Source organism: Streptomyces lavendulae subsp. lavendulae (assembly GCF_002803845.1).
Taxonomy (GTDB): Bacteria; Actinomycetota; Actinomycetes; order Streptomycetales; family Streptomycetaceae; genus Streptomyces; species Streptomyces lavendulae.
Map to the genome: position 1 here is coordinate 1,553,990 of NZ_CP024985.1, position 19,071 is coordinate 1,573,060.

Consider the following 19,071-nt stretch of genomic DNA (forward strand, 5'->3'; position numbering starts at 1 on the left):
GGGTCGGCGAGACCCGCACGCCCGGCGAAGGAGCGGCCGGCCATACGCCGGGCGTACCGAGGTGGAGGTCACGCAGCGGGTACGTCCGCCCGGACGATGGTGATCGGGCACGGTGCGTGGAGCGCCGTCTGATGGCTCACCGAACCGAGCAGAGCCCGGCTGAAGCCGCCTCGACCGCGGCTGCCCACGACCAGCATGTCCGCACCGTCCGCCGCATCCACCAGGACGTCGACCGGATTGCCGCGTACGAGGCGCTGGTGCACTGTGGAGGCGCCGTCCTCACCCAGAACCGTGCGGACCTCCTCGACCAGCCGGCGCTCGGCCTCCTCCTCGTCGAACGTTGCGTCCACCGCCGGGGCCGACCACGATGCGGCACCGGGCAGGTCCCATGCCGCGACCGCTTCCACTCGCCCGCTCACCAGCCCCGCGTACCGGACCGCCCAGCGCAGCGCGGCCTGGGACGCGGGCGATCCGTCGACGCCCACCACGATCCGCGGAGCCTCCTGCTGCCTGTCCATTCCGTTCATCCTTCCGACGGCTGATACATCCACAGTGTGCGCATCGCGATCGCCCCGCCACGCGAGCGCGGGATGGCTGTCGCGTCAGCCCTTGGGGAGGCGGAACCATCGTTCCTGGCCTGCGGAAATGCGTTCGTGCCGGTCTCCGGGCAGGACCAGGGGCACCGGGCCGAGGAGTGACGGGGGGACGCTGATGCCGAGGCGGCCGGGGCGGAACCGGACGTGGATGTCCCGGTGCCCCAGGTAGGAGATCGAGAACGAGCAACCGGGCACTTCGGAGAGGCGCACGGGGTCGATGTGCAGGCCGTCGGCGTGGGGTTCGAGGCCGACGATGCCGCGCTCGACGAGGTCGAGGGTGCCGCCCATGGCTCCGAGGTGGATCCCTTCGCCGGTGGTGCCGCCCCGGACGTCGGTGATGTCGCCGAGCAGGGCTTCCTGGCAGTAGCGCCAGGCGTCCGGGCCCTGCTCCCTCGCGAGGATCCAGCCGTGGACGAGGCTGCTGAGCGTGGAGCCGTGGCAGGTGCGCCGCAGGTAGTACTCCACCGTCCTGCGCCAGAGGCCGTCGTCAAAGCGACACCCGAGCCGGAGGAACAACTGTTCGAGTTCCGAGGGGCGGAAGAGATGGCCGAGCATGAGGGTGTCGGCCTGCTTGGAGGCCTGGTAGCGGTTGGGGGTGTCGCCTTCGGCTTCCAGGATGCGGTCCAGGCGGCGGATGTCGTGGTAGCGGCTGCGGTAGCCGTCCCAGTCGAGCTCGTCGAGGTCTCCGTAGCCGTGGAACTGGCTGATCACGTCGCGATGGAACGGCACGTACAGGCGGCGGGAGACGTCCTCCCAGAGGGTGAGGTCGTCGGGGCCGATGCCGAGTCGGGTGAGGAGCTCGGCGCGTCGGGCCGCCGGGAGTTCCCCGTACAGGTCGAGGGCGCGGGCCAGTACCCACGCGGCGGTGACGTTGGTGTAGGCGTTGTCGTCGATGCCGGGAGCGGCGGCGTCCGGGTAGGCGTCGTGGTACTCGTCGGGTCCGACCACACCGCGGATCCGGTACCGGCTGAGGCCGGTGTCCCACGTCGCCGAGTCCGCCCAGAAGCGGGCTATGTGCAGGAGGAGTTCGGCGCCCGGGCCGTGCATGAATCCGGCGTCGCCGGTGGCCAGCCCGTACCGCCACACGTTCCAGGCGATGGCCGACCCCACGTGGTGCTGGAGGTGGGAGTGGTCCGGGAGCCAGCGGCCGGAGCGCGGATTGAGGTGCAGCCGTTGCGTCTCCTCTGTGCCGGAACTGCCGCTCTGCCAGGGGAACATCGCTCCGTTCGCCCCGGCCCGGCGGGCGGCCTCCAGGGCCGCGGGGAGCCGTCGGTGCCGGTACGCCAAGAGGGCGCGAGCGGTCTCGGGGAGGTGGAGGGCGAGGTAGGGCAGGACGAACAGTTCGTCCCAGAAGACGTGACCCCTGTACGCCTCGCCGTGAAGGCCGCGGGCGGGGACGCCCGCGTCGAGCTCCGCGGTGTGCGGCGAGAGGGTCTGCAACACGTGGAAGGCGTGTAGCCGCAGAACCTCGCCCGTCTCTCCCGGCACCTTCAACTCTCCGTCGCTCCAAAGGCATTGCCAGGAGGCGCGGTGGGAGGTCAGCAAGGAGGAAAAGTCCGGGGCATGGACGGCGCAGTCGATGCTCCGCCGCAGCGGATCGGCCGGGGGACGGTCGAGCGAGGTGCACAGGGCGGCGGTCTTCACGACGACGACCGGGGCGGCCCGCCTGATCGGCAGGACGAACGTCTGTGTGGCGGTGGTGGCTGTGCATGCCCGGCCCACCTGTGCCAGAGGGTGTGTTGCTGTCCGGACCGCGAGCCCGATCACTACGCGGGAGGTGCTCGTGGTGCAGGACAGCCAGGCGGCGCCCTCCGCCTCCACCCCGGTTCGGTGCACGACGAGATGCCGCCCTGCCAGGGCGCGGTAGCGCTCGACCCCCGCGTTCGTGACGTCGCCGTCGAGCACGGACTCGACCTCGATCCCGCCGCCCCAGCCGTACGCTCTGAACACCGTGTTCTGAGCGGCCAGGTTCGGGTCGCCCATGTGGACGAGGCGGGTGTGCGTGACGCCCAGACGGCGGCCTTCGGCGTCGTGGAAGAGCATGCGGCGGGTGAGCGTTCCGGCGCGCAGGTCCAGCGACACGTGGCTGTGGCGCAGGGACGGGTGGTCGGGTGTGAGCCAGTCGCCGGGCGGTGCGCCCTCGGGCAGGCAGCGGTACCGCAGGGCGGTCCAGTCCGGCAGCCGGACCATGTCCTCGTTGGAGACCGTTCGTCCGCCGACGGTGGAGTCGAGCCGGTCGTAGCAGCCGGCGAGGTAGGTGTCCGGGTAGTGGATCTCGTCGGCGACGCTTTCGGGCGCTGAACCGCGTGTGGCGAAGCGGCCGTTGCCCAGGGTGCACAGGGCTTCGACCAGCCGCTCGGTCTTGGGGTCGTAGCGGTCGTACTCCCAGTGCCAGGCGGTCGTCACGGGCGGCGGCCGCCTTCGAGAGCGGCGGGCAGTCCGCCGAGGTCGGGGAGGACGAGATCGGCGCCGTGCGCATCCAGGGCGTCCCTCATGCGTGGATCGTCCTCGCGGTCGAGCCCCACCACCAACCGGAACCCGCCCCGGTGTCCCGCCTCGACACCGGCGAGCGCGTCCTCCACCACGGCCGTATGTGCGGGGGGCACACCGAGACGGCCGGCAGCTTCGAGGAAGAGGGCGGGGTCGGGCTTGCCCGGAAGTGCGAGTGCGGCCGCGTCACGGCCGTCCACCAGGGCGTCGAAGTAGCCCGTGAGCTCTGCGGACTCCAAGAGGGAGCGGGCGTGCCGGGAGGCCGAGACGGCTGCGCACCGGACCGCCTTCTCCCGCAGTTCCCGGAGCGCGGGCCGGACGTCCCCGAAGGCACGGACGCCGTCAGCCCGCAGCATCGCGGAGAAGACCTCCTCCTTGCGGGCGGCGACCGCGTGGACGGTCGCGCACTCGGGCGGATCCTCGGGCGTCCCGGGCGGGAGGCCGATGTCGCGGGCGGCGAGGAAGGCGCGGACACCGTCGAGCCGGGAGCGGCCGTCCACGAGGTCCCGGTACTCGCGGACGGCGTCGAACGGACGCGGTCGTACACCGGTCTGCGACCGCTGCCACTCGGGAAGGCAGCCGTCGAAGGTCTCCTTCCAGGCGGCAGCGTGGCGGTCCGCCGTGGCCAGGAGCACTCCGTCGGTGTCGAAGACGACCGCGCACAGGTCGTTCATACGGCGGTCACGTCGTCGGTGTTGTCGATCCCGAAGGCGACGTCGGGACCTGCGAGCAGGTGGTGGCGATACGTCCCGCCCCGTGCGTGTTCGGCAGCCGTCGGCACGGCACTCACCGCTCCTGGGGCGGTACGGTGACCGTGTCGTGCTGCGGGCCGCCGAGCACGACCTTGAGGGCGCCGGTTTCACCGGCGTTCGAGAAGACGTCGTACGCCTCTTCCATCTGGTCCAGCTCGAAACGGTGGGTGACCATCGCGGCCCCGGGCAGGCGGCCTGCGGCCGTCATGCGCAGCAGCATGGGGGTGGAGTGGGTGTCGACGAGGCCGGTGGTGATGGTGACGTCCTTGATCCACAGGTCTTCGAGGTGGAGGACGGCAGGCTTCCCGTGGACACCGATGTTGGCGACGTGTCCGCCCGGGCGGACCATGCGGGTGCACATCTCGAACGCCTCGGGTACTCCGACGGCCTCGATGACCACGTCCGCCCCGAGCCCGTCGGTCAGGTCCTCGACCAGCCGCTCGGGCTCTTCGTCCGCGCTCGCGGTGGCATCGGCTCCGAGATCGCGTGCGGCGGCGAGCCGGGAGGCGGCGAGGTCGACGGCGATGATCCGACCGGGGCTGTAGAGCTGTGCGGTGGCGATGGCGGCCAGGCCGATGGGGCCGGCACCGACCACGACCACGGTGTCTCCGGGGCGGACGTTGCCGTTGAGCACGCCGACCTCGTAGGAGGTCGGGAAGATGTCGGCGAGCAGTACGGCGTCGTGGCTGTCCAGGGCGCTGGGCAGCGGGTGGACGGAGAGGTCGGCGAAGGGGACGCGGACGTATTCGGCCTGGGTGCCGTCGATGGTGTGGCCCAGGACCCAGCCACCGCCTCCTCGGCACTGTCCGTAGTGGCCCTCGCGGCAGAAGCGGCAGCGGCCGCAGGCGGAGATGCAGGAGATCAGGACGCGGTCGCCGGGGCGGACGCTGCGGACGTCGCCGCCGGTCTCGACGACGGTCCCGACGGCCTCGTGGCCCAGGATGCGTCCGGGAGTGACCTCGGGGACGTCGCCCTTGACGATGTGCAGGTCGGTGCCGCAGATGGTGACGGCGTCGACCCGGACGATCGCGTCGGCGGCGTCCTTGACGGAGGGGTCCGGGACGTTCTGCCAGGAGGTTTGTCCGGGTCCGTGGAAGACGAGTGCCTTCATGGCGCGGCCTTCTCTCTGTGTGCTGCGCGGGAGGTGACCACTGCCAGGCTGTGCCCCTGTCCCTCCCACCCGCTTGGGCCGGTCGGCCCCCACCCGGGACCGGTCGGTCCCCAGCGGACAGGGCGTTCCGGTGCGACGGTGAAGACCGGCATCCGTTCCGAAAGGACTCGACCGTCCAGGAGTCCATCGACATCAACAACTCCACCGGGCCCGCGATCATCGTCTCCTCCGCCGGCATGGCCACCGGCGGCCGCGTGCTGCACCACCTCCGCCGGATCCTGCCGGACCCCCGCAACGCCGTGGTCATCGTCGGGTTCGCCGCCGCCGGCACCCGCTCCCGAAACCTGGTCGACGGCGCCCGCACGCTCAAGATGTTCGGCGAATACGTCCCCGTACGCGCCGAGGTTGCCGACGTCCCGCACTTCTCCGCACACGCCGACGCCGGCCAGGTCATCGACTGGCTGCGCAACGCCCCGGCCCCGCACACCACCTACCTCGTCCACGGCGAGGAGACCCAGGTCCGGGGAGGCCGTCCTGGTCCGCTGACCGGGGCCGGACGGCCCCCGCGGTGTGCACCGCGCGGCCCTCCCGGAGACGGTGCCCACCGAGCAGAGTGGAAGCGAAGGGCTGGAGGCACTCCATGAGCACCCTGCACAGCATCCCCGCTCGCCTACTCAGCTTGAGGACCCCGCCATGACCTCCACCCCGTACACCGTCGCCGACGTCATGACCACCAAGGTCATCGCCGTCACCCCCTCGACCGGCTTCAAGGACATCGCCACTGCGATGGAGCGGTGGAAGGTGACCGCCCTACCCGTCATCGAGGGCGAGGGCCGCGTGGTCGGTGTGGTCTCCGAGGCCGACCTCCTGCCCAAGGAAGAGTTCCACGAGCACCGCCCGGGGCTGATCGAGCAGATGCTCCGCCTCGGCGACACGGCCAAGGCCGGCTCCACCCGGGCCGAGAACATGATGACCACCCCTGCCGTCACGATCCGCCCCGACGCCACCCTGCCTCAGGCCGCCCGCCTCATGGCCGACCGTCGCATCAAGCGCCTCCCGGTCGTCGACGCCGACGGCACCCTCAAGGGCGTCGTCAGCCGCGCCGACCTCCTCAAGGTCTTTCTCCGCAGCGATGAAGAGTTGGCCACCGAGATCCGCCGCACCGTCGTCGACCGCCTCTTCCCCCTCTCCCGCGAATCCGTCAAGGTCACCGTCACAGAGGGCATCGCCACTCTGACCGGCCACGTCAGAGACGGCCACCTGATTGGGATGGCTGACCGCCTCGCTCGCTCCGTCGAAGGCGTCGTGCAGGTCCGCTGCCGGCTGGAGTCACCCGCCTCGCCGTGAGCCTGGACCCGCCGACCTTGAACCGACCAGCCGGAGCGCCGCCTGGCCCGCTCTGACCACCCTGGTCCTCAGCCGGTCCCAAAAACGATCAAGGGGCCGTTTCAGATTGCTCTGAAACGGCCCCTGACCTGCGACTTCGAAAAGTCGGGACGACAGGATTTGAACCTGCGACCCCTTGACCCCCAGTCAAGTGCGCTACCAAGCTGCGCCACGTCCCGTTGTGCCGTCCACCTGGGGTTTTCCCCCTCGCGGCGGGCACATGCAGAACATTACCGCACGTTGAGGGGTGCGCGTGCACGGGTAATCGACGCGCGCGAGGATGGCCCGGTGAACGGACGGGATCGCGATGGTGAGGGGCGGGCGCGCAGTGCGCGGCCGCGTGACGGGCTGGGGCGGCCGCTGCCGTACGGGGCCGAGGGAGTGGCGCGGCAGCCGGAGGGGGTGGTGCGCACTCCGGCCGCGACCGTGGAGGAGGCGCAGCGGCTGCTGGACGCCGGGATGCCCTTCCACGCGCACGAGGTGTTCGAGGACGCCTGGAAGTCGGGGCCGGCGGCCGACGCCCCCCTGTGGCGGGGGCTGGCGCAGCTGGCGGTGGGGCTGACGCACGCCGCGCGGGGGAACGCGGTCGGCGGGGCCAGGCTGCTGCGGCGCGGGGCGGCGCAGCTGAGCGGGGTGCGGGAGGCGTACGGGATGGACCTGCCGGGGCTGGCCCGGTGGGCCGGGGAGCTGGCCCGCCGGGTGGAGGGCGGCGCCGGGGTCGACGCCGCCGTGGAGGCCCCGAGGCTACGCGGTGGCGGGCTGTAGCAGGTCCCAGCGATTGCCGTAGAGGTCCTCGAAGACGGCGACGGAGCCGTACGCCTCGTGGCGGGGCTCCTCCAGGAAGCGGACGCCCTCGGCGGTCATCCGGGCGTGGTCGGCGGCGAAGTCGGCGGTGTAGAGGAAGAAGCCGACGCGGCCGCCGGTCTGGTCGCCGACGCGGGCGCGCTGGGCGTCGTCCTTGGCCCGGGCGAGCAGCAGGGCCGACTCGGTGGCGCCGGGCGGGCGGACCACGACCCAGCGGGAACCGTCGGGGCGGGCGGAGTCCTCGACCAGGTCGAAGCCGAGGGCGCGGGTGTAGAAGTCGACGGCCTCGTCGTAGTCGCTGACCACGAGGGCGGTGAGGGCGATGTGGGATGGCATGCCGTCATTGTGCGTCGAGCAGGACCACGTCCAGGACCCGGGGACCGTGGACGCCCTCCACCCGGTCGAGCTCGATGTCACTGGTGGCGGAGGGGCCGGAGATCCAGGTCAGGGGGCGGGTCGGGTCCAGCCGCTCCAGTGCCTGCGGGACGGAGTCCACCACCTGACCGGGGACGCGCACCACGCAGACGTGGTGGTCCGGGATCAGGGTGATGCGCCGGCGCCCCTGGTCGGGGCCGCCGTCGAGGACGATCGTGCCGGTCTCGGCGACGGCCAGGGCGCAGCCGGTGACCACGGAGCCGACGCGGTCCAGTGCGGCCGGGGTGGAGTCGGCCCGGTCGTGGATGCGGGCCGGGCCGGCCGCGGAGAGCCAGTACGGGGGCAGGCCGGGCGGTACGAGGACGCTCTCGTGCCGGGACAGCAGCCGCGCGAGCAGCTCCGGCAGGCCGTCCCCGTCGGTGCGGTGGACCGTCGCGCGGTAGTCGGTGAGGTGTGCGGCGAGCAGGTCGACGCGCTCGGCCGGGGTGCGGACCGCGTGGACCCGGAGGTAGTCGCGGGGGACCTCGGGGTCCGGGCCGGAGGCGGCGCGGCGGATGCGGGAGAGGATGCGGTCCTTGCTGCTCACTTCTGCGGGGCCTTCCGTTCTCGGGCCCACCAGTCGCGGAAGGACTCCGCCGGTACGTCGGGCAGTGCGCGGGTGTCGGTCCAGGCCCGGCCGGGTCCGGGCAGGCGCTGCGGGCGCAGCCGCCGGGCCCGGGAGAGCAGCCGTTCGCCCGCGCGCAGGGCGCCGGGGCGGTCGAGGAGGAGGCGGGCGGCGCGCATCGCGGCCCGTTCGGCGGTGTGGCCGTGGGCGGGCCGGATGCGGACGCGGACGCCTTCGCGGGTCACGGGGCCGCCCTGGACCACCCGCTCGCGCAGGTGGACGAGGATCTCGGGGATGTCGATGGCGACGGGGCAGACCTCGTAGCAGGCTCCGCAGAGGGTGGAGGCGTAGGGCAGCGTGGCGTCGATCGGGTTGGCGGTGCCGCGCAGTTGGGGGCTGAGGACGGCGCCGATGGGGCCGGGGTAGACGGAGCCGTAGGCGTGGCCGCCGGCGCGTTCGTAGACGGGGCAGACGTTGAGGCAGGCGGAGCAGCGGATGCAGCGCAGGGCCTGGCGGCCCACCTCGTCGGCGAGGGTGTCGGTGCGGCCGTTGTCGAGGAGGACGAGGTGGAAGGCGGTGGGGCCGTCGCCTTCGCCGGTGCCGGTGCCGGTGCCGGTGCCGGTCCACATGGTCGTGTACGGGTTCATCCGCTCGGCGGTCGAGGAGCGCGGCAGGGTCTGGAGGAAGACCTCCAGGTCGCGGAAGGTGGGGACCACCTTCTCGATGCCGACGACCGAGATCAGGGTCTCGGGCAGGGTCAGGCACATCCTGCCGTTGCCCTCGGACTCCAGGACGACCATGGTGCCGGTCTCGGCGACCATGAAGTTGGCTCCGGAGACGGCGACCTTGGCGCGCAGGAACTTCTCGCGCAGGTGCAGGCGGGCGGCTTCGGCGAGTTCGCGCGGGTCGTCGCCGAGGTCCTCGGGGGCCGGGCGGCCCCAGCGGCCCATCTCGGAGCGGAAGAGGTCCCGGATCTCGCCGCGGTTGCGGTGGATGGCGGGGACGAGGATGTGGGAGGGCCGGTCGTGGCCGAGCTGGACGATCAGTTCGGCGAGGTCGGTCTCGTAGGCGGCGATCCCGGCCGCTTCGAGGGCCTCGTTGAGGCCGGTCTCCTGGGTGGCCATGGACTTGACCTTGACGACCTCGCGTTCGCCGGTGGCGAGGACGAGGCCGGTGACGATCCGGTTGGCCTCGTCGGCGTCGACCGCCCAGTGCACGGTCCCGCCCGCCGCCGTGACGGCGGCCTCCAGCTGCAGGAGGTAGCGGTCGAGGTGGCGGAGCGTGTGGTCCTTGATCGCTTTCCCGGCGGCGCGCAGCCGGTCCCAGTCGTCGAGTTCGGCGACGGCGCGGGCGCGTTTGTCGCGGATGGTGTGGGTGGCGTGGCGCAGGTTCGCGCGCAGCACCTCGTCGTGCACGGCTTCGCGGGCCGCTTCGGGGAAGGGCGGGAAAGCGGGCATGCCGAGGTCGGTGCCGGTCATCGCAGCGGTTCCTCCTCCGTGGCGGCCAGGATCTCGGCGAGGTGCAGGGTGCGCAGGGGCTCGCCGGCGCGGCGCAGGGTGCCGTCGAGGTGGGCGAGGCAGGAGTTGTCGGCGCCGCACAGCACCTCGGCTCCGGTGGCCCGGGCGGCCCGGATCTTGTCGGCGCCCATGGCGGCGGACACGTCGGGGTTCTTCAGGGCGAAGGTGCCGCCGAATCCGCAGCATTCCGCGGCGCCGGGCAGTTCGACCAGTTCCAGGCCCTTCACGGCGGCCAGCAGCCGGCGCGGGCGGTCGCCCAGCCCGAGGGAGCGCAGGCCGTGGCAGGAGGGGTGGTAGGTGACGGTGTGCGGGAAGTAGGCGCCGACGTCGGTCACGCCGAGGACGTCCACCAGGAACTCGGTCAGCTCGCGCACCCGCGGTACGAGGTCGTCCGCCAGCGCCGCGAGGGTGCTCCCGCGCCCTTCCTCGGCCGCCTTCCGGCCGATGCGCGGGTACTGCTCGCGGATCATCGCGGCGCAGGACCCGGAGGGGGTGACGACGTGGTCGTAGCCCGCGAAGGCCTCGGCGGTGCGCCGCAGCAGCGGTTCGCTCTCGCGCCGGTAGCCGGTGTTGTACTGCGGCTGGCCGCAGCAGCTCTGGGCGGCCGGGAAGTCCACCTCGACGCCGAGGCGCTCCAGGAGGCGGACGACGGCGATGCCGGTGCGCGGGTACAGCGCGTCGTTGACGCAGGTGACGAACAGGGCGGCACGCATGACGGGCAGAATAGCCGGGTGAAGAAGTTCTCAGTGATCGGCATAGGCGCGGGCGACCCGGACCACCTGACCCTCCAGGCGGTCCGGGCGATCGGCGCGGCGGACGCATTCCTCATCCTGGAGAAGGGGGAGGAGAAGTCGGACCTGACGGGGCTGCGGCGGGCCATGCTGGAGCAGCACGCCCGGCCCGGCCACCGGCTGGTGGAGGGCCGCGATCCGGACCGGGACCGCGATCCGGCCGAGTACGCGCCGACGGTGGACGGCTGGCGCAGCGCGCGCGCCGGGATCTTCGAGCGGTTCGTCGCCGAGGACCTCGCGGACGGCGAGACGGGGGCCTTCCTGGTCTGGGGCGACCCGTCCCTCTACGACTCCACCCTGGCGATCCTCGACGAGGTGCTGGAGCGCGGCCGGGTGGAGTTCGAGCACGAGGTGGTGCCGGGGATCAGCAGCGTCTCGGCGCTGCTGGCCCGGCACCGCACGAACCTGAACCGGGTCGGGCGCCCGGTGCAGATCACCACGGGCCGGCGGCTGGCGGAGGGCTGGCCGCAGGACGTGGACGACGTGGTGGTGATGCTGGACGCGCGGCACGCCTTCACGGCCCACCTCGACCAGGACCTGTTCATCTACTGGGGCGCCTACGTCGGCACGCCGGACGAGATCCTGGTCTCGGGGAAGCTCGCGGAGGTGGCCGGGCGGATCGAGGAGCTCCGCACCGAGGCACGGGCCCGCAAGGGCTGGATCATGGACACGTACCTGCTCAGGCGCCCTTGAGGAAGGCGGGCAGGAGCTCGGCGAGGCGTTCGTACTCCTCGGCGCGGTTGTAGACCTGCCCGCACACCCGGATGCCGCCGCCTCCCCGCCGGGGCCAGATCAGGACCCGGATGCCGGCCTCGGCCGCGAGCTCCTCGCGCAGGGCACGGGCGGCGTCCTGGGTCTCGGCGGTGCCGGGGGGCAGCAGCAGGGAGCGCATCGCCAGGCCCGGGGTGTACGGCAGTGGGGTGAGGCCGGGGATCCGGGCGAGCAGGGCCGCGCCGTAGGCGGCGAGCGCGCTGTTGTGGGCCCGGACCTTGTCCGCGTCGAGGCGTTCGAGGAGGTCGAGGCCCTCGGGCGCGGCGAGCCAGCCGGTGTAGTCGGCGGTGGCGCGGTACTCGACGGACCACGGGAAGCCCCGCTCGTCCTCCCAGGACGGGGAGAGGGAGCGGACGCGGGAGCGGTGGGCGGGGGCCACGGCCAGGAGGGCGCTGCCGGAGGGGGCGTACCCCCACTTGTGCAGGTTCCCGAACCAGAAGTCGGCGCCGGCGGCGATCGGCTCGGCCAGCATGCCGGGGGTGTGGGCCCCGTCGACGACGGTGGTGATCCCGCGCGCGGACAGCTCGGCGAGGAGCCGGGGTCCGGCGATCAGGCGGGCGGTGGGTGAGCTGACGTGGTCGAGGACGGCCACTTTGGTCCGGGGGGTGAGCCCGGCGAGCACGGTCTCGCAGACGGCGTCCTCGTCGGGCAGGTGCGGGTCGAGGGCCACGGTGGTGACGGAGGCCCGGCGGGCGGCGGCCGCGACGACGGTGCCGTAGCCGTGGTCGGTGACCAGGATCTCGTCGCCCGCCGCCAGTTCCACGGCGTCGAGGGCGAGGTTGGCGCCCTCGGTGGCGTTGGCGATGAAGGCGATGCCGTCGGGGTCCGCCCCGAGCCGGCCGGCGATCCGGCGGCGGGCCGCGGCGACCCGTGCGGGGACCGCGTTGAAGAAGGCGTCCGGGTCGGCGTGGGCCTCGGTGCGCAGCAGCTCCTGGGCCTCGTTCACGAGCAGCGGGACGGCCCCGTAGGAGCCGTGGTTGAGGTGGGCGACGCCGGGGTCCAGCCGGAACAGGGCCGGGCCGCCGGGGAAGACGGGCGGAGCGGTCGGGACGGGCGGGACGGACGGCTCGGGCACGGGTACCTCCGGGTGCGCGGTGTGGGCCTGGGCTGCGGGACGCCCCCGGGCTCCCGGCACGGGGCCCGGGGACGTGTCCCCCGGAGCATGCAGTCCCGCCGCACCCTCCGACAGGGCCGATTCCGCCAGAGTGGCCTACCTCCCCGCCGCCCGCCCGCAGGCCGGGCGGACCCGGAGGGTCAGCGCGGCGCGTCCTCCCGGCCGCTGCTCGCCGCGTAGTACTGGAGGTCCTGCACCGCCACCGTGCCGTCGACGCGGTACGGCAGCTCCACCGAGGCGAGCGTCCTCCCGTCGCGCACCACCTCGGCGGAGCTGGTGCCCGGTGCCAGCGGGAGCAGCCGGGCGTGCGTCCCGGCCGGCGCGGCGTGCTCGTCGCGGGCGGCGCCGACGGCGGTGCGGACGGTGGCGGGCTCCGTCAGGAAGCTGAGCACCTCCACCGTGTCCCGGGGCGGGGCGCCGCCCTTGCGCGGCGACATCAGCAGCGACTGGCCGCCGGTCGGGTCGGTGGCGGCGAACTGGGTGCGGGAGGTGAGGTACAGGGTGTCGCGGACGATCCGCGGCCACTGCCCGGTCTTGAAGCGGGTCAGGTAGTACGAGGTCAGGTCCAGGTACGCGTACCCGTTGTGCAGGGAGGGCGCGAACTGGCTGCCCTCGGAGTAGTCGTTCCAGGTGGTCAGCTGCACCCAGTCCGCCCCGTCGTCGATGGCGTGGCTCCAGGTGGTCCGCAGGGTGGCGGTGTTGCCCGCCTCGTCGTAGATGCCCTGGTTCGGCCGGGCGTCCTGGACGGACACCGGCTGCATCCAGACCTTGCCGAGGCCGTGCGCCCGGTCCGCGTCGGCACTGGCGCCCTCCTGGCCGGCGTAGCTGCGGCTGCCCCACTCGGAGAACCCGTAGCTGATGGGCGCGTAGGCCGCGTGGTGGGCGCCGAAGTCGAGGAAGAGGGGGACGAGGGCGGTGCGGACGCCGTACCGGCTCCTGAGGGTGTCGGTCATCCGGGTCCACCAGGCCGGACTCTTCTCCTCCGCCTTGAACGGGGACACGACGAGGCGGCCGTCGCCGAGCCGGTGCGCCGCGGGGTACCGGGCCAGGGCGGCGAGGGCGTCGGCGAGCACCGCGGGGTCGTCGGTGTCCAGCGAGGTCATGTCCGGCATCAGCATGACCTTGAAGGCCGGGTCGACGTCGTGGGCGGCCCGCATCAGGAGGTCCGCGCGCTCCCGGTTCTTCCCGGTCAGGGAGAGCAGGTCGAGGGTGAAGCCGTCGATGCCGGCGCCGCGGGCGGTGCGCACCTCCTGCCGGAGGTTGGCGTACTCCCAGTCGCCGTCCTTCGGGGCGACGGGCAGGGGGCGGTCGCGCAGCAGGCCGCCGTACCGCTCGTGCTTGCCGTTCTCCCCGCCGGGCTGGAGGTAGTTGCGGGTGTAGTAGTCGGAGTCGGCGCTCGCGTTGTCCAGGGAGAGCGGGTACGGGGTGAAGTAGTGGGCGAACACCAGCTTCCCGGCGGCGGCTCCGGTGCGCAGCGCGGCCGGTCCGGGCAGGTCGAAGGGGAGGGCTCCGGCGGGGCGGGCGCCGCCGTCGTCGGCCCTGCCCCGCACGGGGGCGGAGGGCGGGGGCGCGGACGGCACCGGGCCCGTGCTCCCGGGTCCCGGGCCCGTGGCGGGGGCGGTGGGGTCCGAGGGGGCCGACGGGCCCGTGGAGCGGGGCGTGCCGGAGCCGGGCCCGGCGCGGTCCTGGCCGGCGGCGGCCCGGAAGGGGTCCCAGACCATGCCGGTGGCGACGCAGACCCCGGCGAGGAGGCAGGCGACGAGGAGGGCGAGCAGGGGCCGCTTCCCGCGCGGCCGTGGCCGGAGGCGGTGGGACGGGGGCTTCTCGGGGCCGTCCTCGTACCGGTGCGACCGCCCGTACGCCGTCATCTCTCAGCCCCTCCCCGGTACGCGCCCCTGCCGGGGGCTGCACAGCAGTAGAGCGGATTCCCGCTCCCCGGACAACCGTTCCCGGGGAGCCGCCGTTCAGGCGGGGGCCAGGCGGGTCAGGAGGGCGCGGGCGGCGTGGTTGCCCCCGGCGGCGCGGAGGCGGACCCGTAACCGGCGCGCGGCGTCGGTCACCCGGGCCGACTCCAACGGGCCCACGGTGTCGAGCAGTTCGTGCCAGGTGGCACAGGCCCGCTCCAGGTGTCCGCGGTCCAGCTGGAGTTCGGCGAGCCGCGCGGAGGTGACGGCGCGGGCGCGGCGTTCGGCGGGCGGGCGGTGGCGCAGCGAGGCGGACAGGGCGGCCACGGCCCCCGCCGTGTCGCCCAGCGCGGCCAGGACTTCGGACTGCTGGTGGTGGTAGGCGGCCCGGTGGTAGTCGCCGATCGGGACGCACCGGCCCGTGGCGCGTTCCAGCAGCCTTTCGGCGCGGCCCAGTTGGGTCAGGGCGGCCCGCCGGTCTCCGCAGGCCGCCTCCGCGACGGCGAGCTGGCCGGTGACGAACGCGGCCTGGACCGGGGGCAGTCGGGGGGCGTGGCGGGCGGCGGCCTCGGCCAGTTCCCAGGCCTGCTTGCGGTGCCCCAGGTGGTGGGCCTGGACGCTCATCGCCCGGAGCGCGGGCGCGTGGCACCGCGGGTCCCCCGCCTCCCGGCCCAGTCTCAGCGCCGCCCGGTAGTAGGCCTGGGCGAGGCCCTGTTCGTTGCCGTCGAAGCACAGGAATCCGGCCGTGTAGGCGAGGCGGGCGGCGGCGGCGAGCAGCCGGTGGCGGACGGCGGGAGGCGCGTCGGCGCTCAGCCAGGGGACGACGGTGGTGGTGAGGTAGGCGGTCAGGGCCGGGCGGATCCGGCCGCTGCCGTACGTCATGTCGGCGTCTCGGAACACCGGCAGCAGGGCCTCGGCCGCCGCGACGTGGTGGTGTCCCAGCCGGCCCCCGGGCGCCGCCCGCCGGACCGGAGGGCCGGCCGGCGGCTCCCCGTCGGGCCGCCAGTCGCGGGAGTAGACCGGGACCTCGCCGAAGGGGCCTTCGGCCGGGGCGGCCGGTGCGTCGCCACCGGTCGCGCCACCGGTCGCGCCGCCGGTCGTGTCCGGTATCCCGGAGGGCACGGTCCGGGCGAGCCCGGTGTCGGCGGGGCTGATCCGGCGGCCGGTCCGCCGGCTCAGCGCCTCGGCGGCGAGGGCGACCACGTGGGCGGAGGGGCGGGTGCCGGAGAGCCAGTGGGAGACGGAGGTGCGGTCGTAGCGCAGGGTGAGACCGTGCTCGGCCGCCACGCCGTTCACGGCGCGGGCGAAGTCCTGCCCGCTCCAGCGGGCGTCGGTCAGCAGGGTGCGCAGTCGTCCGTTGGGTTCACGCTTGGCCATCAGAACCGTCCAGGTCGCCGGATCGTACACGCGTCCACCGCTTCAACACGGCCGGACATTCAACACGTCGGGGTCGCGGCGGACGTACCGGGTCCGGCCGTCCTGCGCCTCACTAGGACCTGTGCACACCGTGGCACACGGGCCCCGTCCCGCGCCCCGGGCGTACGGGAGCACTGCGGACCCGGGCGGAGCGGAACCGGTCCCCGGCTCGCTCCGGCACACCTCGCACCCCCCGCCCCTCCCCCCGCCCACCGCCCCGGCGCACGCGCCGCGGGACGGCCGCACGACGCCCGCGCACGGCCCGCCGGACAGGAGGCCCACAACCGTGATCCCGTACCCGACGGACCATGACGACCCCGGTGCGGCGACCGCGCCCGGCCGGGCCCGCGCCGCCGCCGACCCGGTGCTGCGCGCCTGTCTGCACACGCTGCCCGAGGCCGTACGGGTGGTCTGCGCGTACCAGCTCGGCTGGGGCGACCGCACCGGCGCCCCGACCGGCAGGGGCACCGGTGCGGGGAGGGGGATCGGGCCCGCCCTGGTGCTGGCGGCCGCGCGGGCGGCGGGCGGACCCGAGGAGGCGGCGCTCCCCGCGGCGGCGGCCGTCGAACTCGTCCACCAGTCCACGCTGTTGCACGCCGGTGTGACCGGCCGCGCCCCGGGCGCGCGTCGCCGGCCCCCGACCCGGGCCGTGTTCGGGACGACCGGGGCGGGCGCCGCGGGCGACGCGATGGCCGCGCTCGCCGTCCGCCTCGTCGCCGGCCGGCCCGAGGCCGTCACCCTCCTCTGCGACCGGCTGATCGAACTGTGCGGGGCCCGGGCCGCACGCCACGCGGCCGGCCCCGCCGCGGCGCTTCCCGGGCCGGGGGCGCTGTTCGGACTCGCGTGCGCACTGGGCGGGATCCACGCGGGCGCATCACCCCGGGTGACAGCGGCCCTGGACGCCTTCGGCCGAGCCATGGGCGCGGCCACCGCTCCTACCCCGGCGACCCGGGCAGCCCCCCTGGCCCGGCTCACCCCGACAACTCGGCCGGCTCCAGCGGCCGGACTCGCCCCGACAGCCCTGCCGACCCCGGCAACCCGGCTCGCCCCTGCGGCCCCGACGGCCCCGCCGACCCCTTCCGCTCCGGCGGCCGGGGCCCACGCTCCCGCAGGGGCCCGGTACACGGTCCCCGCAGGGCCCGGCAGCCCGCTGGAGCAGTTGGCGCGGGCCCTTCCCGGCCCGGGCGAGGCGGCCGAGCTGGCGGCCCTGTACCGGCTGATCGCCCGGACGGATCCCTGAGCCGCGGCCCCGGGGCCACACCGGTCGGCCCGATGGGACGGAATGCGACATTCCCCTGGCCATGCCCTGGAATTGGCGCATAATCGTCGTCACGCGGCTCGAAGAATCCCTGTGGCCGCGCTCGGTCACGCATGCAATGGGGGGCATCGTGATGATGGGGGACTCCCCGCCGCCCGGCGCGGCCACCACACTGACGACCACGTCCGCCGAGCTGTCGATGCTGCTCACCGCCGTGCGCCGGGGCCGGGTGCTCACCGTCACGGGCCGGTTCCGCGCACCGCGGAGCCTGCTCGTACGGGACATCGCGCGCCGGCTCTCGTCCAACTTCTGCGACGGGACGGCGGTGGTCACCGTCACCCGGGACGGCAGTCCGGGAGAGCTGGTGGCCGCGTTGGGCCGCGTACCCGGCACGCCCTTCCCGCCCGGCGGCACGGCGAACGCCGCCTCCTGGCTCGCGGAACGCGACATGCTGCTCGTCCTCGACGACAGCGACCGGCTGAGCCCCGCCGCACTGTCCTGGCTGCGCGCCCTGCTCATCCTCGCGCCCGGCCTGCGGATCCTGGCCTCCGGGGCGCACCCGCTGGCCGTGGGACAGGGGCGGGTGCACCGGCTCTGAGGGCGGCGGCCCCGCTTCACACGCGCGGCACACGACTGCCATACGGGAGTCATTGAGTGGGGGAGCCCCGAATCCTAGGGTCTGACCTGCGGGTTCCGGCGGCCCTGGCGTTCCGGTCGCGGGCCCGGGTACGTACGTCAACTTCCCCCGCGCGTACAGGAGACCCTCGTGAGCGAGCACGACAGCACGCCCCGCACCCCCGTGGTGGCCCGCCGCGGCTTCCTCGCCGGTGCGGCGGCCGTCGCCGCCTCGGCTGCCGCCCCGGCCCTCGCCCGGGCGGCGACGCCCGCCGCCGGCCCCGCAGGAGCACGCCCGAACATCCTGCTGATCGTCACCGACGACCAGCCCAAGCACACCGACTGGGCCATCCCGAAGACCGTCGACTGGCTCGGCGGCCAGGGCGTCACCTTCACCCACGGGCACTCCGCGACCCCGCTGTGCGCGCCCTCGCGCTCCTCGGTGTTCTCCGGCCGCCACGCGCACCACCACGGCGTCCGCAACAACGCGGCCTCCCACAGCCTGGACCAGTCCACCACCGTGCAGCGGTACCTCAAGGAGGCCGGCTACCGCACCGGGCTCTTCGGCAAGTACCTCAACTCCTGGACGCTGGCGGACAATCCGCCGCACTTCGAGGAGTTCGCCCTCCTCCAGCCCGCCTACAACGACGCCCGCTGGAACGTGAACGGCACCGTCCAGACGATCGACGGCTACACGACCAACATCGTCCGCAACAGGACCCTCGCCTTCCTCGACAAGGCCGCGACCGACAGCCGCCCGTGGTTCGCCTACGTCACCCCGTACGCCTCCCACGCGCCGAACGTCCCGGCGCCCAAGTACGCGGAGACTCCCGTCCCCGCGTGGAACGGGCGCCCCTCAGTCCCCGAGGCCGACCGCTCCGACAAGCCGCCCTTCATCCAGGACGCCACGGCCACCCTGGACGACGCCCGGGAGGTGCGCACCCGCCAGCTGCGCAGCCTGCTGTCCGTGGACGACGCGGTGCAGGCCATCCGGGACAAGCTGGTGGCGCTGGGCCAGCTGGAGAACACCCTGGTCATCTTCACCGGGGACAACGGCTACACCTGGGCGGACCACGGCTGGCTGAAGAAGTCGGTGCCCTACTCCCCCTCCCACGAGGTGCCGTTCTACCTGTCCTGGCCCGCCCGCGGGCTCGCCGCCGGGACCACCGACCACCGGATCGTCGCCAACATCGACATCGCGCCGACCATCCTCGAAGCGGCGGGCATCGGGCAGCCCGCCGGACAGGACGGCCACTCGCTCCTCGGCGCCGCCGACCGGGACCACCTGCTGGTCCAGTGGTGGAAGCAGGGAACCGGTGGCGAGGGGCCGAAGACCTGGGCCTCGTACGTCGCCAAGGACAAGCAGTACACGGAGTACTACGACCTGCACACCGATGCGAGCGGGGCGGTCTCCGGCACCGGGCAGGTCTCCTTCCGGGAGTACTACGACCTGGTCGAGGACCCGTACCAGCTGAAGAACCTGCTGTACCAGGCCACCCCCGCGCAGGAACGGGCCCTCGGGATACCGGCGCTCGCCGCGCGGCTGGCCGCCGACCGCACCGGCTGA

At 73.9% G+C, this 19,071-nt stretch carries 18 protein-coding genes and 1 tRNA gene; 7 read left to right on the forward strand and 12 right to left on the reverse strand.

The features are described from left to right. Positions 1 to 68: 68 nt before the first annotated feature. The 4 genes from SLAV_RS07005 to SLAV_RS07020 all read right to left on the reverse strand — a co-directional run bounded on the left by SLAV_RS07005 (position 69) and on the right by SLAV_RS07020 (position 4,949). The gene (locus SLAV_RS07005) at positions 69 to 518 is read right to left on the reverse strand and encodes a universal stress protein (protein WP_030224547.1); all 450 of its coding nucleotides are present in this window, start codon (positions 516 to 518) and stop codon (positions 69 to 71) included. An 84-nt stretch (positions 519 to 602) separates the two neighbouring features. Beyond that, positions 603 to 3,002, reverse strand: coding sequence for a glycoside hydrolase family 65 protein (locus SLAV_RS07010; RefSeq protein ID WP_030224549.1), 2,400 nt, complete (start codon positions 3,000 to 3,002; stop codon positions 603 to 605). Next, complete coding sequence (locus SLAV_RS07015) at positions 2,999 to 3,760, reverse strand: HAD family hydrolase (RefSeq protein ID WP_030224550.1); 762 nt, start codon at positions 3,758 to 3,760, stop codon at positions 2,999 to 3,001. The genes SLAV_RS07010 and SLAV_RS07015 overlap by 4 nt, the downstream gene beginning before the upstream one ends. 112 nt (positions 3,761 to 3,872) lie before the next feature. Beyond that, a complete protein-coding gene (locus tag SLAV_RS07020; protein ID WP_030224551.1) occupies positions 3,873 to 4,949 on the reverse strand; it encodes a zinc-dependent alcohol dehydrogenase family protein in 1,077 nt (358 codons plus the stop codon). A gap of 50 nt (positions 4,950 to 4,999) precedes the next feature. Here SLAV_RS07020 and SLAV_RS07025 point away from each other — a divergent pair, with 50 nt between their 5' ends. Next, the gene (locus SLAV_RS07025) at positions 5,000 to 5,593 is read left to right on the forward strand and encodes an MBL fold metallo-hydrolase (protein WP_267884246.1); all 594 of its coding nucleotides are present in this window, start codon (positions 5,000 to 5,002) and stop codon (positions 5,591 to 5,593) included. Between the two features lie 49 nt (positions 5,594 to 5,642). Next, on the forward strand, positions 5,643 to 6,296 hold the full coding sequence (locus SLAV_RS07030; protein ID WP_030224555.1) for a CBS domain-containing protein: 654 nt from the start codon (positions 5,643 to 5,645) through the stop codon (positions 6,294 to 6,296). 144 nt (positions 6,297 to 6,440) lie between these two features. On the opposite strand, the gene SLAV_RS07035 is transcribed toward SLAV_RS07030, so the two are convergent. After that, positions 6,441 to 6,514, reverse strand: a tRNA-Pro gene (locus tag SLAV_RS07035). A gap of 109 nt (positions 6,515 to 6,623) precedes the next feature. Here SLAV_RS07035 and SLAV_RS07040 point away from each other — a divergent pair. Further along, a complete protein-coding gene (locus tag SLAV_RS07040) occupies positions 6,624 to 7,100 on the forward strand; it encodes a DUF309 domain-containing protein (RefSeq protein WP_030224557.1) in 477 nt (158 codons plus the stop codon). Here SLAV_RS07040 and SLAV_RS07045 read toward each other — a convergent pair. The 4 genes from SLAV_RS07045 to SLAV_RS07060 are packed head-to-tail and all read right to left on the reverse strand — an operon-like array spanning position 7,080 to position 10,348. After that, positions 7,080 to 7,475 carry a VOC family protein gene (locus SLAV_RS07045; RefSeq protein WP_030224561.1) on the reverse strand — a complete coding sequence of 132 codons (396 nt, stop codon included), beginning with the start codon at positions 7,473 to 7,475 and terminating at the stop codon, positions 7,080 to 7,082. The genes SLAV_RS07040 and SLAV_RS07045 overlap by 21 nt on opposite strands. A gap of 4 nt (positions 7,476 to 7,479) precedes the next feature. Then, complete coding sequence (locus SLAV_RS07050; protein WP_030224564.1) at positions 7,480 to 8,100, reverse strand: LutC/YkgG family protein; 621 nt, start codon at positions 8,098 to 8,100, stop codon at positions 7,480 to 7,482. After that, the gene (locus tag SLAV_RS07055; RefSeq protein WP_030224567.1) at positions 8,097 to 9,596 is read right to left on the reverse strand and encodes a lactate utilization protein B; all 1,500 of its coding nucleotides are present in this window, start codon (positions 9,594 to 9,596) and stop codon (positions 8,097 to 8,099) included. Before SLAV_RS07055 ends, SLAV_RS07050 begins: the two co-directional genes overlap by 4 nt. After that, the gene (locus SLAV_RS07060; protein WP_030224570.1) at positions 9,593 to 10,348 is read right to left on the reverse strand and encodes a (Fe-S)-binding protein; all 756 of its coding nucleotides are present in this window, start codon (positions 10,346 to 10,348) and stop codon (positions 9,593 to 9,595) included. Before SLAV_RS07060 ends, SLAV_RS07055 begins: the two co-directional genes overlap by 4 nt. Positions 10,349 to 10,366: 18 nt before the next feature. Here SLAV_RS07060 and cobF point away from each other — a divergent pair, with 18 nt between their 5' ends. Next, positions 10,367 to 11,119: a precorrin-6A synthase (deacetylating) gene (cobF, locus tag SLAV_RS07065; RefSeq protein ID WP_030224571.1), complete on the forward strand. Its 753-nt coding sequence runs from the start codon at positions 10,367 to 10,369 to the stop codon at positions 11,117 to 11,119. Here cobF and SLAV_RS07070 read toward each other — a convergent pair. The 3 genes from SLAV_RS07070 to SLAV_RS07080 all read right to left on the reverse strand — a co-directional run bounded on the left by SLAV_RS07070 (position 11,106) and on the right by SLAV_RS07080 (position 15,592). Then, positions 11,106 to 12,272 (reverse strand): aminotransferase class V-fold PLP-dependent enzyme, encoded by a 1,167-nt coding sequence (locus SLAV_RS07070; protein ID WP_030224573.1) that lies wholly within the window; start codon positions 12,270 to 12,272, stop codon positions 11,106 to 11,108. The two genes, cobF and SLAV_RS07070, sit on opposite strands and share 14 nt — an antisense overlap. Before the next feature lie 179 nt (positions 12,273 to 12,451). Beyond that, positions 12,452 to 14,179, reverse strand: a complete 1,728-nt coding sequence (locus SLAV_RS07075) for a glycoside hydrolase family 71 protein (RefSeq protein ID WP_030224576.1) — start codon at positions 14,177 to 14,179, stop codon at positions 12,452 to 12,454. 96 nt (positions 14,180 to 14,275) lie between these two features. Beyond that, on the reverse strand, positions 14,276 to 15,592 hold the full coding sequence (locus SLAV_RS07080) for an NsdA family TPR-like regulatory protein (RefSeq protein ID WP_030224578.1): 1,317 nt from the start codon (positions 15,590 to 15,592) through the stop codon (positions 14,276 to 14,278). A gap of 325 nt (positions 15,593 to 15,917) precedes the next feature. Between SLAV_RS07080 and SLAV_RS07085 the strand changes: the two genes are divergently transcribed. From SLAV_RS07085 to SLAV_RS07095, 3 genes are all read left to right on the forward strand, one after another. Continuing rightward, a complete protein-coding gene (locus SLAV_RS07085; protein WP_051840119.1) occupies positions 15,918 to 16,871 on the forward strand; it encodes a polyprenyl synthetase family protein in 954 nt (317 codons plus the stop codon). 136 nt (positions 16,872 to 17,007) lie between these two features. After that, entirely contained in the window at positions 17,008 to 17,487 is a 480-nt protein-coding gene (locus SLAV_RS07090; RefSeq protein WP_030224584.1) for a hypothetical protein, read from the forward strand. Positions 17,488 to 17,655: 168 nt separating this feature from the next. Further along, entirely contained in the window at positions 17,656 to 19,071 is a 1,416-nt protein-coding gene (locus SLAV_RS07095) for a sulfatase family protein (RefSeq protein ID WP_037686030.1), read from the forward strand.

Bases quoted from the DNA above. Each gene is read 5' to 3' on its own strand.
- SLAV_RS07005 (WP_030224547.1), bottom strand. From the start codon at position 518: ATGGACAGGCAGCAGGAGGCTCCGCGGATCGTGGTGGGCGTCGACGGA.
- SLAV_RS07080 (WP_030224578.1), bottom strand. From the start codon at position 15,592: ATGGCCAAGCGTGAACCCAACGGACGACTGCGCACCCTGCTGACCGAC.
- SLAV_RS07030 (WP_030224555.1), top strand. From the start codon at position 5,643: ATGACCTCCACCCCGTACACCGTCGCCGACGTCATGACCACCAAGGTC.
- SLAV_RS07090 (WP_030224584.1), top strand. From the start codon at position 17,008: ATGGGGGGCATCGTGATGATGGGGGACTCCCCGCCGCCCGGCGCGGCC.
- SLAV_RS07075 (WP_030224576.1), bottom strand. From the start codon at position 14,179: ATGACGGCGTACGGGCGGTCGCACCGGTACGAGGACGGCCCCGAGAAG.
- SLAV_RS07020 (WP_030224551.1), bottom strand. From the start codon at position 4,949: ATGAAGGCACTCGTCTTCCACGGACCCGGACAAACCTCCTGGCAGAAC.
- SLAV_RS07060 (WP_030224570.1), bottom strand. From the start codon at position 10,348: ATGCGTGCCGCCCTGTTCGTCACCTGCGTCAACGACGCGCTGTACCCG.
- SLAV_RS07015 (WP_030224550.1), bottom strand. From the start codon at position 3,760: ATGAACGACCTGTGCGCGGTCGTCTTCGACACCGACGGAGTGCTCCTG.
- SLAV_RS07055 (WP_030224567.1), bottom strand. From the start codon at position 9,596: ATGACCGGCACCGACCTCGGCATGCCCGCTTTCCCGCCCTTCCCCGAA.
- SLAV_RS07045 (WP_030224561.1), bottom strand. From the start codon at position 7,475: ATGCCATCCCACATCGCCCTCACCGCCCTCGTGGTCAGCGACTACGAC.